Source organism: Streptomyces sp. MspMP-M5 (assembly GCF_000373585.1).
Taxonomy (GTDB): Bacteria; Actinomycetota; Actinomycetes; order Streptomycetales; family Streptomycetaceae; genus Streptomyces.
Genome location: NZ_KB891885.1, coordinates 305,478 through 317,110, shown reverse-complemented (window position 1 = coordinate 317,110; position 11,633 = coordinate 305,478). Strand labels below are relative to the sequence as shown.

Genomic DNA, 11,633 nt, shown 5'->3' with positions numbered 1-11,633 from the left:
CGGCGCGCGGTCAGCTCTTGGGCAGGTCCGGCAGCTTGGGCAGATCCGGGATCTTGATGCTGCCGTCGTCGGTCCTGGTGTACTTCTCGGTCGGGCCGTTCTTCCAGTCGACGGTCAGCGTCCGGCCGTCCGCACCGGGCTTGAGGGTGCCCATGGTGCGGGTGGTGTCGCCGTCGGTGCACTTGAGGACGGCCATGGTCATGCCGGCCATCTTCTCGACCTTGCCCATGCAGGCGGATCGGTGCCCGTTGCTGAAGGCGACGGTGCCCTTGGCGACCACCAGGACCAGCGGGGCGGCCGTCGTGCCGCCCTTCCAGGCGCCCTCGACGGCGGTGGGGTTCGCGGCCTTGCCGTCGCCGCCCGCGGTGGACGGGGCGGCCTCCGGCGCCTTGCTCGGGGTGCTCGCGTCCTTGCCGCCGTCGCCGCTGCTTCCGCAGCCGCTGAGCAGCAGCGCGGCGACGGCGGCCGCCCCGGCGAACTGCACTGCCTTGCGCACGTGCGTCTCCTCCGTTGTGGGACAGGTGACGCGAGGCTAGCAGCGGGCCGCGGCGGACGGCGGGCTCGGCCGCCCGCCGCGGAACGGGTCATACCGGGGCGCCGTCGGGCAGTGCCGCGGCGGGCAGCACCCGGCCGACGACCTCGCCGAGGCCGATCCGGGCGCCGTCCGGGCCGGGCGCCCAGGCGGTGAGGGCGACCTCGTCGCCGTCCTGGAGGTAGGGGCCCTTGCCCTGGGTGAGCTCCAGGAGGCAGCCGAGCTGGTCGGGTTCGGGGCCGGAGACGGTGCCGGAGGCGTAGAGGTCGCCGGTGCGCAGCGAGGCGCCGTTGACGGTCATGTGGGCCAGCTGCTGGGCGGCCGTCCAGTACATCGCGGCGAACGGCGGGCGGGAGATCACCTCGCCGTTGAGCCGCACCTCGATCCGCAGGTCGAGGCCGCCCGGCTCGGCGGCGCTGTCGTCGAGGTACGGCAGCGGCGGCACGTCCCGGGCGGGCGGCGCCGTCCGGGCGGCGTCGAAGGCGTCCAGCGGGGTGACCCAGGCCGAGACGGAGGTCGCGAAGGACTTGCCGAGGAACGGGCCGAGCGGCAGGTACTCCCACGCCTGGATGTCGCGCGCCGACCAGTCGTTGACCAGGCAGACGCCGAAGACGTGCTCCCGGAACGCGGACAGGCCGACCGGCGCGTGCAGCGCGGAGGGGGTGCCGACGACGAAGCCGACCTCCGCCTCGATGTCCAGGCGGGTGGACGGGCCGAAGACCGGCGCGGGATCGGCCGGGGTCTTGCGCTGGCCGTGCGGCCGCACCACGGGGGTGCCGGAGACCACGACGGTGCCGGCCCGGCCGTGGTAACCGATCGGCAGGTGCTTCCAGTTGGGCGGCAGGGCGGCGCCGTCGGGGCGGAAGATCCGGCCGACGTTGGTGGCGTGGTGCTCGCTGGAGTAGAAGTCGACGTAGTCGGCGACCTCGAAGGGCAGATGCAGGGTGACGTCGTCCAGCGGGCGCAGCAGGGGGGCCACCGCGGTGCGGTGCGCGGGGTCGGTCAGCGCGCTGCGGACGGCCGCGCGGACCTGCTGCCAGACGGGGCGGCCGGCGGCCAGCAGGGGGTTGAGGGTGGTGGCGGTGAGCAGTGCGGCGTGTGGCGCGGCGGCGGGCAGGGCGTCCGGCAGGGCGGCCAGGTCGAGGACGTGGCGGCCGTAGCGGACACCGAGCCGGCGCAGGCCGGGTGCGTCGGCGGTGCTGAAGACGCCGTAGGGGAGGGTGTGCGGGCCGAAGGGGTCGCCTTCTGCCAGGTCGAACGGGCTGTGCTCGGGCATGGACACTGCTCCTCGCGTTCGTCGTCGCCGGTGGGCGGCCGGCCACGGGGGCGCCGCTGCTCGGACCGGGTGGAGAGCGGTGCGGTGCCGTGGGCCGGTGGGTCCGTCGATCAGGGTACGACCGCCGGTGATCACGCGGGGAAGGTGCCCGGCCGGGAACGGGCGGCCCCGGGCCGGGACGTCGCCGCGCGGGGCGGCGGCGTGCGGCGCACCGGCCGGTGCATACGGTAAATGCCTTGCCGTAACGCGTAATTCGGTCCCTGTGGGTGCGGCGTGCGGCGGGCGGCGCGGCCGGACGGTGCGGTGCCCGCGCGTCCACCGGAGAGAGTGAACGGTCCCGTGAACGGCACCGCCCCGTCGACGGAACCCGGCGGTCCCCGCCGGGCGCACGGCGCGCCGGTCACCTCTGTGACACCGGTGGCCTTTTGAGGTATCTCACGTCCCTGCCGTCCCACCGCTTCCACGGAAAGCCCCGCCCGGCGGCGATCGGGAACCTACCCTCGGGACGGGTTCTGTGCTGGCCGAGTGGTTCGGGGGGCGGGCGCTCGTGGTGATCCAACCGTGACCGGATACGCTGGCCAATGGTGGAGACAGCGACAGATCGACATTCGGTTTGATCGTCAGCAGACAGGAGTACCCCTCGTGACCGTCGTCGGGCCCCTTGGGCTGAGCGTGCGGGACAAGGCTCTCGAAGCCGATGTCCAGGCCGGATTGGCGGCTGTCGAGGAGGGCCTGCTGGAGGCCACCAAGAGTGACGTGCCGTTCATCACCGAGGCCGCGCAGCACCTGGTGCGCGCCGGGGGCAAGCGGTTCCGCCCGCTGCTGGTGATGCTGGCCGCCCAGTTCGGCGACCCCTACAGTCCGGGCGTGGTGCCCTCGGCCGTCGTCGTGGAGCTCACACACCTGGCGACGCTCTACCACGACGACGTGATGGACGAGGCCGGCGTGCGCCGCGGGGTGTCCAGCGCCAACGCCCGCTGGGGCAACTCCGTCGCGGTGCTGACCGGCGACTTCCTCTTCGCCCGCGCCTCGCACATCCTCGCCGACCTCGGGCCGGAGGCCGTCCGCATCCAGGCCGAGGCGTTCGAGCGCCTGGTGACCGGCCAGATCCTGGAGACCGCCGGACCGCGCGACGGCCGCGACCCCGTCGACCACTACCTCGACGTCCTCGCGGGCAAGACCGGTTCGCTGGTGGCCGTCGCCTGCCGCTTCGGCGCGATGATGTCCGGCGCCGACGAGACCACCGTCAACACCCTCACCCAGTACGGCGAGCGGCTGGGCACCGCCTTCCAGCTGGCCGACGACGTCCTGGACATCGCCAGCGACTCGCACGAGTCCGGCAAGACGCCCGGCACGGACCTGCGCGAGGGCGTCGCGACGCTGCCCGTGCTGCGGCTGCGCGCGCTCGCCGAGAGCAGCGCCGGCACCGCCGAGGACCGCGCCCTGTGCGAGCTGCTGGCCGGCGACCTCACCGACGACGCCCGGCACGCCGAGGCGCTCGCCGGGCTGCGCGCCCACCCGGCGCTGGAGCAGGCCCGCCAGGACACCGTGCGCTACGCCGAGGACGCCCGCGCGACGCTGGCGCCGCTGCCGGAGTGCATGGCGAAGACGGCTCTGGAAGAGCTGTGCGACGCGGTGGTGCACCGGGCACGCTGAGCGGGGTCCGACGGGCGGGGGCCGGCCGAGCTACGGGCCCGGGCCGGGGTTTCCCCCATGACTCCCCGACGTCCCCTAGGGATTCCCCTCGGGGCGGTGCGACCGGCGGAGTACGGGTTCCGCCACTCCGCGACGGGGTGTCATCCCTCAGCAGTACGCGGAGTTGGCCCTGCGGGTTGACGCCGGAGTCCGCGGTTTTTGGTGAGATGGAAAGCACCACGAAGCGGCGGGGCGGGCCATGATGGCCCGGCGGGTGGGCAGGTGCACGACGCAGGACCGCCGCACACGACGGAGGTAGGCCAGATGCCACGGAACGAACCGACCGAGGTCACCGAGGAATGGGACGGGGGGCGCTCCGCACGGCGCCGTAAGGCGGTGCGGTACGCCGTGCCGGTCGCGGTGGCGGGGGTGACGGCCGCGACGATCGGGCTGGTCCCGGCGTTCGCCGGCTCCGGTTCTCCCGACCTGCCGAAGATCTCCGCCCAGGACCTGATAGCGAAGATCGCCAAGTCCGACGTCCAGCAGCTGTCCGGCACGGTCCAGGTCACCACGGACCTCGGCCTGCCCGCGCTGCCGGGCGGTGCGGGCGCCGGCGCCCTCGGCGGCGGGAAGGGCGGGGACGGCGCGGGCGCCGCCGCCTCGCCGCAGAGCAAGCTGACCGAGCTGGCGTCCGGCACGCACACCCTGCGGGTCGCCGCCGACGGCCCCGACAAGCAGCGGGTGTCGATCGTCGGCAAGTCCGCCGACTACACCCTCGTCCACAACGGCGCGGACGTCTGGTCGTACGACAGCGGCAGCAACAGCGCCGTGCACCACACCGCCCCCAAGGACGCCCGCCGCGGTGCGCATCGCGGCGCGCCCGAGGGTCTTCCCGACGGCCTGCAGAACGCCACCCCGCAGGAGCTCGCCAAGGAGGTCCTGAAGGCGGCCGGGGACACCACCTCGGTGACCGTCGGCGACACCGCCAGGGTCGCCGGACGGGACGCGTACCAGCTCGTCATCAAGCCCAAGCAGGCCGCCTCCACGGTCGGCTCGATCCGGGTCGCGGTGGACGCCGCCAACGGCGTCCCGCTGAAGTTCACCCTCACCCCGAAGAGCGGCGGCCCGGCCGCGGTCGACGTCGGCTACACCCGCGTCGACTTCGCCCGCCCGGCCGCGGACACCTTCGCCTTCACCCCGCCCAAGGGCGCCAAGGTCGTCAACGGCGACCGGGCCGCCCACGGCAAGGGCGAGGGCGGCGAGGGCCTCGGCGGCTTCGGTGGTTTCGGCGGCTTCAAGGGCCACCAGGGCCCGAAGGGCGCCGGCGGGTTCGAGGTCCTCGGCAAGGGCTGGACGTCCATCGCCGCCCTCAAGGCCCCCGGCGGTCCCGGCGGTTCCGGCGGCAAGGACCAGCTCGCCAAGGGCGACGCCGGAAAGTTCCTGGACAGCCTGGGCAGCAAGGTGTCCGGCACGTTCGGCTCCGGCCACGTCTTCAGCACCCGCCTGGTCAACGCCCTGATCACCGACGACGGCAGGGTCTATGTCGGCGCCGTCGACCAGCAGGCCCTGATAGCCGCGGCCGACGCCGCGAAGAAGTAGCAGAACCAAGGGGTCACGGCCGGGGCGGTCGGGCCGCGTCGCACCTCCGCCGGGGGAGCGGCGCGGCAGGCCCGCGGTCCGCGTGCCCGGTCGTACGGCCCCGACAGGCCGGTGTACGCCATGAGTTGGGGGGAGAGCGTGTCACCACCGTCACCACCACCCGCCGCGGACGAGCGGCGCGCGGCGGCCGCCGGCGAGCACCGGGTGATCGAGACCCGGGGGCTGACCAAGGCGTACCGCGGCGGCCGCCCCGCCGTCGACGGGCTCGATCTGGCGGTGCCGCGCGGCAGCGTCTTCGGTTTCCTCGGCCCCAACGGCTCCGGCAAGACCACCACCATCCGGATGCTGATGGGTCTGATCGAGCCGACCGCCGGCACGGCGCGGGTGCTGGGCCGGCCGATGCCCGGCGGCGCCCGCCAGGTGCTCCCCAGGGTCGGCGCGCTCATCGAGGGCCCGGCGCTCTACGGCTTCCTCAGCGGGCGGGACAACCTCCGGCGGTTCGACGCCGCCGACCCGACCGCCGAGCCCCGCACCCGCACCGAGCGGGTCGGCCGGGCGCTGGAGCGGGTGGGCCTGGCCGCCGCGGCCGGCAAGAAGGCGCGCACCTACTCCCTCGGCATGAAGCAGCGGCTGGGGCTGGCCGCCGCCCTGCTGAGGCCCCGCGAGCTGCTGGTGCTGGACGAGCCGACCAACGGCCTGGACCCGCAGGGCATGCGGGAGATCCGCACCCTGGTGCGGGAGCTGGCGGCGGACGGCACCACCGTCTTCCTCTCCTCCCATCTCCTCGACGAGATCGAGCAGGTCTGCACGCACGCCGCGGTGATGGCCCGGGGCCGGCTGGTCACCCAGGGGCCGGTCGCCGGCCTCACCGCCGCGGTCCTCGGCCCGGGCGGCCACGGCCGGCTGGCGGTGACCACGCCAGATCCGGCCGACGCGGTGCGGGTCCTGAAGGAGCACGGTCTGACCGGCCTGCGGGCCGACGGCGACCGGGTCACCGGCGAGCTGCCCGCGGACTCGCCGGACGGCCCGCCGCCGGACCCGGCGGAGCTGAACGCCGCACTGGTCCGCGCCGGCGTCCGGGTCCGGGCCCTGGGCACCGAACGGCCGTCGCTGGAGGACGTCTTCGTCCGGCTCACCGGGGAGGGATTCGATGTCGCGGGCTGAGCGCCGGCCGCCGGCCGAAGCGGCACCCGAGGACCCCCGGGCACCCCAGGCACCTCAGGCGCCCGAGGCGCCCCCTCGGGTCCGCGCGTCCCGTTCCTGGGTGTCGCGGTGGTCGCCGGGCCTGCTGCGCAGCGAGATCGTCACGACCTTCCGGCGCTGGCGCACCCTGGTGCTGCTGGCCGTGCTCGCGGGCGTCCCGGTGCTGGTCGGTGTCGCCGTCCGGATCCAGACCGGGCAGCACGGCGGCGCGGACGGCGACGGCCGCGGCCCGGCGTTCCTCGCCGGGATCGCGGGCAACGGCCTCTTCCTGGTCTTCACCGCCCTCGCGGTGACGCTGCCGGTGTTCCTGCCGATGGCCGTCGGGGTGATCGCCGGCGACGCCCTCGCCGGCGAGGCGCACACCGGGACGCTGCGCTACCTCCTTGTCGCCCCCGCCGGCCGGGCCCGCCTGCTGCGCGCCAAGTTCGCCACGGTCGTGGTGTTCTGCCTGGCGGGCACGCTCGTCGTGGCGCTCTCCGCGCTGGTCACCGGCGCGCTGCTGTTCCCGCTGGGCAGGGTGACGCTGCTGTCGGGGACGTCCATATCCTTCGGCGAGGGGCTGCTGCGGGCGCTGGCCGTGGCGGGCGTGGTGGCGTTCTCCCTGCTCGGGGTGGCGGCCCTCGGCCTGTTCGTCTCCACGCTCACCGACAGCGGTGTCGCCGCGATGGCCGGCACCGTCGGGCTGGTGCTGACCGCCCAGATCCTGGACGGCATACCGCAGCTCCAGGCCGTCCAGCCGTATCTCTTCCCGCACTACTGGCTGTCCTTCGCGGACCTGCTCCGCGACCCCGTCTACGTCGACGGGATCCTGCGGAACCTCGGCCTCCAGGCGCTCTATGCGGCGGTGTTCGGGTCGGCGGCCTGGGCGCGGTTCACCACCCGGGACATCACGGCCTGACGGGCCCCCGGGTGGTCTCGGGGCCCGCCTGCGGGGCGGCCCCCTCGGCCCTGTCCGCGGCTGCCGCCGCTGCCGCCCCGGCCGCTGCCGCCTCGCCGGCCCGCGCCCCCGCGGCGGCCAGCTCATGCGCCGCCCGCCGGGCGGTCCGCAGCGCGTCCCAGGTCAGCACGGCCAGCGCCGCCCACACCAGCGCGAAGCCCGCCCAGCGCTCCGGCGGCATCGTCTCGTGGAAGGCGGTCAGGCCCAGCAGGAACTGGAAGGTCGGCGCCAGGTACTGCAGCATCCCGAGGGTGGTCAGCGGCAGTCGTACCGCCGAGGCGCCGAAGCAGATCAGCGGCACCGCGGTCGCGATGCCGCAGGCCGCGAGCAGCAGCGCCTGCCCCGTCCCTCCGCTGACGAAGGCGGACCGCCCGTGCAGCCCGAGGTAGACGAGAAAGCCGAGCGCCGGCAGCGCCTGCAGCGCGGTCTCGGCGCTGAAGCCCTCGATGCCGTCGAGCCTGATGCCCTTCTTCACCAGCCCGTAGGTGGCGAACGACAGGGCCAGTCCGAGGGCGATCCAGGGCATCCGGCCGTAGGCGACGGTCATCACGACGACGGCCAGGGTGCCGATGCCCACCGCGGCCCACTGCAGCGGCCGCAGCCGCTCGCGCAGCACCAGCACCCCGAAGGCGATGCTCACCAGGGGGTTGATGAAGTAGCCGAGCGAGGCTTCGAGGACGTGCCCGGCGTTGACCGCCCAGATGTAGAGGAACCAGTTCAGCGAGATCACCACGGCACAGACCAGGACCAGCCCGAGCCTCCTGGGCTGCCGCAGCAGCGGGGGTATCCAGGACCAGCGGCGCAGCGCGGCCAGGATGACCAGGGCGACCGGCAGCGACCACAGCATGCGGTGGGCCAGGATCTCGGACGGTGCGGCGGCGTCGAGCAGATGCCAGTACAGCGGCAGCAGGCCCCACATGGTGTAGGCGGCGACGCCGTACGCGAGGCCGGCGCGCTGGTCGGTTCGAGACGGCAAGGGGCCCTCCTGGTCGCGCGTGGTCGGTGCTGTTGCAAGGTAGCGCCGTCCACCCCGGCTGTCATGTCCGTTCCGCATGACGGTCATGACACCGGGGTGAAGAACGGCGCCCGGCCCGGCGCAGAAGCGGGGGTGGAGCGCCCTTCGCCCACTTCCCGGCTTCCGGACCCCATGCAAACGCGCGGGTGCCCGCGGAGAGCACCGTGCGGCGCTCCCGCGGGCACCCGCGGAGGATTTCCGGCCGGCCGGCTAGCCGACGACCGTCCAGGTGTCGTTGCCGGTCAGCAGGGCGGCGAGGTCGCCCTTGCCCTTCTGCTCGACGGCGGTGTCCAGTTGCTCGGACATCAGGGTGTCGTAGACGGGCCGTTCGACGTCGCGCAGCACGCCGATCGGGGTGCGGTGCAGGGTGTCGGGGTCGGCGAGGCGGGAGAGGGCGAACGCCGTGGTGGGGGAGGGGGTGTGGGCGTCGTGCACCAGCACGCCGTCGGTGCCCTCCTCGGTGACGTCGACGACCTTGAGGTCGCCGGTGGCGGCGTCGCGGACCACGCCCTTGGAGCCGAGGCCGTCCGGTGCCGGGGCGCCGAACCGGATCGGCTGCCCGTGCTCCAGCCGGATCACCGCCTCCTGGGCCTGGTCCTTGTCCTTGAGGACCTCGAAGGCGCCGTCGTTGAAGATGTTGCAGTTCTGGTAGATCTCCACCAGCGCCGCGCCGGGGTGGGCGGCGGCCGCGCGCAGCACCGAGGTGAGGTGCTTGCGGTCGGAGTCGACGGTGCGGGCCACGAAGGTCGCCTCGGCACCCAGCGCCAGCGAGACCGGGTTGAACGGCGCGTCCAGCGATCCCATCGGCGTCGACTTGGTGATCTTGCCGACCTCGGAGGTGGGGCTGTACTGGCCCTTGGTCAGCCCGTAGATCCGGTTGTTGAACAGCAGGATCTTGAGGTTGACGTTGCGGCGCAGGGCGTGGATGAGGTGGTTGCCGCCGATGGAGAGGGCGTCGCCGTCGCCGGTGACGACCCAGACCGACAGGTCGCGGCGGGAGGAGGCCAGGCCGGTGGCGATGGCCGGGGCGCGGCCGTGGATGGAGTGCATCCCGTAGGTGTTCATGTAGTACGGGAAGCGGGAGGAGCAGCCGATGCCGGAGACGAAGACGATGTTCTCCTTCGCCAGGCCCAGCTCCGGCATGAAGCCCTGGACGGCGGCGAGGACGGCGTAGTCACCGCAGCCGGGGCACCAGCGCACCTCCTGGTCGGACTTGAAGTCCTTCATGGACTGCTTCGCCGTGGCCTTGGGCACCAGGGAGAGCGCCTCGACCTGCGGGGGCTGCTCCGAGACCGTGTCAGTCATTGATGGCCTCCTTAAGGACCTCCGCGAGCTGCTCGGCCTTGAACGGCATCCCGCTGACCTGAGTGTGCGAGCGCGCGTCGACGAGGTATCTCGCGCGCAGCAGAGTGGCGAGCTGACCGAGGTTCATCTCCGGCACGACCACCTTGTCGTAACGCGCCAGGACCTCGCCCAGATTCCCGGGGAAGGGGTTGAGGTGGCGCAGATGCGCCTGGGCGATGCGCTGCCCCGCGCCCCGCACCCGCCGGACCGCCGCGGTGATCGGCCCGTACGTCGAGCCCCAGCCCAGCACGAGGGTGTCCGCGCCGCGGCCGCTCTCGTCCGCCGGGTCGTCGACCTCGACGTCCGGGACGTCGATGCCGTCCACCTTGGCCTGGCGGGTGCGGACCATGAAGTCGTGGTTGGCCGGGTCGTAGGAGATGTTGCCGGTGCCGTCCTGCTTCTCGATGCCGCCGATGCGGTGCTCCAGGCCGGGCGTGCCGGGGACGGCCCACGGGCGGGCCAGGGTCTCGGGGTCGCGCTTGTAGGGCCAGAACACCTCGGTGCCGTCCGCCAGCCGGTGGTTGGGGCCGCCGGCGAACTGCACGCGCAGATCGGGCAGTTCGTCGATCTCGGGAATCCGCCAGGGCTCCGAGCCGTTGGCCAGATAGCCGTCGGAGAGCAGGAAGACCGGGGTGCGGTAGGTGAGCGCGATCCGGGCCGCGTCCAGCGCCGCGTCGAAGCAGTCGGCGGGCGTCCTCGGGGCCACGATCGGCACCGGTGCCTCGCCGTTGCGGCCGTACATCGCCTGCAGCAGGTCGGCCTGCTCGGTCTTGGTGGGCAGACCGGTCGAGGGGCCGCCGCGCTGGATGTCCACGACCAGCAGCGGGAGTTCGAGGCTGACGGCCAGGCCGATGGTCTCGGACTTCAGCGCCACACCGGGGCCGGAGGTCGTCGTCACCGCCAGTGAGCCGCCGAACGCCGCGCCCAGCGCCGCGCCGATGCCCGCGATCTCGTCCTCCGCCTGGAACGTGCGCACGCCGAAGTTCTTGTGCCGGGACAGCTCGTGCAGGATGTCCGAGGCCGGCGTGATCGGGTACGAGCCGAGGTAGAGCGGCAGATCGGCCTGACGGGAGGCGGCGATCAGGCCGTAGGCCAGCGCGAGGTTGCCGGAGATGTTGCGGTAGGTGCCCGTCGGGAAGGCCGTGGTGGCCGGCGCGACCTCGTAGGAGGTGGCGAAGTCCTCGGTGGTCTCACCGAAGTTCCAACCCGCCCGGAAGGCCGTGACGTTGGCCTCCGCGATGTCCGGCTTCTTGGCGAACTTCGCCCGCAGGAACTTCTCCGTCCCCTCGGTCGGCCGGTGGTACATCCACGACAGCAGGCCCAGCGCGAACATGTTCTTGCTGCGCTCGGCCTCCTTCCGGGAGAGCCCGAAGTCCTTGAGCGCCTCGATGGTCAGCGTCGTCAGCGGCACCGGGTGGACGTTGTACGCCGACAGCGAGCCGTCCTCCAGCGGATTGCTGTCGTAGCCGACCTTGGCCATCGGGCGCTTGGTGAACTCGTCGGTGTTGACGATGATCTCCGCGCCGCGCGGCACGTCGCCGATGTTGGCCTTCAGGGCGGCCGGGTTCATCGCGACCAGGACGTTCGGCGCGTCGCCGGGCGTGAGGATGTCGTGGTCGGCGAAGTGCAGCTGGAAGCTGGAGACGCCCGGGAGGGTCCCGGCGGGGGCCCGGATCTCGGCCGGGAAGTTCGGCAGCGTCGACAGGTCGTTGCCGAACGACGCCGTCTCGGAGGTGAAACGGTCACCGGTGAGCTGCATACCGTCACCGGAGTCGCCGGCGAACCGGATGATCACCCGGTCCAGGCGCCGGACTTCCTTGCCCGGGCCGCCGTCGCCGGACGTGCGCTGTTCCCCGACTAGCGCTCCGTCGGCCTGCTCGGCTGTGCTACTGACCTGGCTGGTCACTGCTTCGGACCTCCCTCAAGGGGTGCGGCGTCCCCGCCGGACGCAGGGCGTGGGACGGGTCGTACCGACCGGTTGTCCCATAACCATCGTACTTGGGTAAGGGTGCCCTTCCCTGGTCCGGTCACATGCTGGACGCCAGGATGAGACACCGTTCTGTCATGGTTTGTCATCGAATCACTGCCCCCG

Annotated in this window: 9 protein-coding genes; 4 read left to right on the top strand and 5 right to left on the bottom strand. The window is 73.2% G+C overall.

Annotated features, from left to right (window positions below):
* Nucleotides 1-10: 10 nt before the first annotated feature.
* Nucleotides 11-496 carry a hypothetical protein gene (locus tag B073_RS0114505; protein ID WP_018538810.1) on the bottom strand — a complete coding sequence of 162 codons (486 nt, stop codon included), beginning with the start codon at nt 494-496 and terminating at the stop codon, nt 11-13.
* An 88-nt stretch (nt 497-584) separates the two neighbouring features.
* Complete coding sequence (gene fahA / locus B073_RS0114500; protein WP_018538809.1) at nt 585-1,808, bottom strand: fumarylacetoacetase; 1,224 nt, start codon at nt 1,806-1,808, stop codon at nt 585-587.
* Nucleotides 1,809-2,450: 642 nt separating this feature from the next.
* Here fahA and B073_RS0114490 point away from each other — a divergent pair.
* The 4 genes from B073_RS0114490 to B073_RS0114475 all read left to right on the top strand — a co-directional run bounded on the left by B073_RS0114490 (nt 2,451) and on the right by B073_RS0114475 (nt 7,143).
* The gene (locus tag B073_RS0114490) at nt 2,451-3,464 is read left to right on the top strand and encodes a polyprenyl synthetase family protein (protein ID WP_018538807.1); all 1,014 of its coding nucleotides are present in this window, start codon (nt 2,451-2,453) and stop codon (nt 3,462-3,464) included.
* 303 nt (nt 3,465-3,767) lie between these two features.
* A complete protein-coding gene (locus B073_RS0114485) occupies nt 3,768-5,042 on the top strand; it encodes a LolA family protein (RefSeq protein ID WP_018538806.1) in 1,275 nt (424 codons plus the stop codon).
* Between the two features lie 120 nt (nt 5,043-5,162).
* Nucleotides 5,163-6,206 carry an ABC transporter ATP-binding protein gene (locus B073_RS0114480; RefSeq protein ID WP_234025077.1) on the top strand — a complete coding sequence of 348 codons (1,044 nt, stop codon included), beginning with the start codon at nt 5,163-5,165 and terminating at the stop codon, nt 6,204-6,206.
* The gene (locus tag B073_RS0114475; protein ID WP_078508014.1) at nt 6,193-7,143 is read left to right on the top strand and encodes an ABC transporter permease; all 951 of its coding nucleotides are present in this window, start codon (nt 6,193-6,195) and stop codon (nt 7,141-7,143) included. The genes B073_RS0114480 and B073_RS0114475 overlap by 14 nt, the downstream gene beginning before the upstream one ends.
* On the opposite strand, the gene rarD is transcribed toward B073_RS0114475, so the two are convergent.
* The 3 genes from rarD to B073_RS0114460 form a co-directional block, all read right to left on the bottom strand.
* Nucleotides 7,133-8,158: an EamA family transporter RarD gene (gene rarD, locus B073_RS0114470; RefSeq protein ID WP_018538803.1), complete on the bottom strand. Its 1,026-nt coding sequence runs from the start codon at nt 8,156-8,158 to the stop codon at nt 7,133-7,135. The two genes, B073_RS0114475 and rarD, sit on opposite strands and share 11 nt — an antisense overlap.
* Nucleotides 8,159-8,407: 249 nt before the next feature.
* Complete coding sequence (locus B073_RS0114465) at nt 8,408-9,502, bottom strand: 2-oxoacid:ferredoxin oxidoreductase subunit beta (RefSeq protein WP_018538802.1); 1,095 nt, start codon at nt 9,500-9,502, stop codon at nt 8,408-8,410.
* A complete protein-coding gene (locus tag B073_RS0114460) occupies nt 9,495-11,447 on the bottom strand; it encodes a 2-oxoacid:acceptor oxidoreductase subunit alpha (protein ID WP_018538801.1) in 1,953 nt (650 codons plus the stop codon). The genes B073_RS0114465 and B073_RS0114460 overlap by 8 nt, the downstream gene beginning before the upstream one ends.
* Nucleotides 11,448-11,633: the final 186 nt, after the last annotated feature.

Coding starts and splice junctions, on each gene's coding strand:
- fahA (WP_018538809.1), bottom strand. CDS start 1,808: ATGCCCGAGCACAGCCCGTTCGACCTGGCAGAAGGCGACCCCTTCGGC.
- B073_RS0114485 (WP_018538806.1), top strand. CDS start 3,768: ATGCCACGGAACGAACCGACCGAGGTCACCGAGGAATGGGACGGGGGG.
- B073_RS0114480 (WP_234025077.1), top strand. CDS start 5,163: ATGAGTTGGGGGGAGAGCGTGTCACCACCGTCACCACCACCCGCCGCG.
- B073_RS0114475 (WP_078508014.1), top strand. CDS start 6,193: ATGTCGCGGGCTGAGCGCCGGCCGCCGGCCGAAGCGGCACCCGAGGAC.
- B073_RS0114465 (WP_018538802.1), bottom strand. CDS start 9,502: ATGACTGACACGGTCTCGGAGCAGCCCCCGCAGGTCGAGGCGCTCTCC.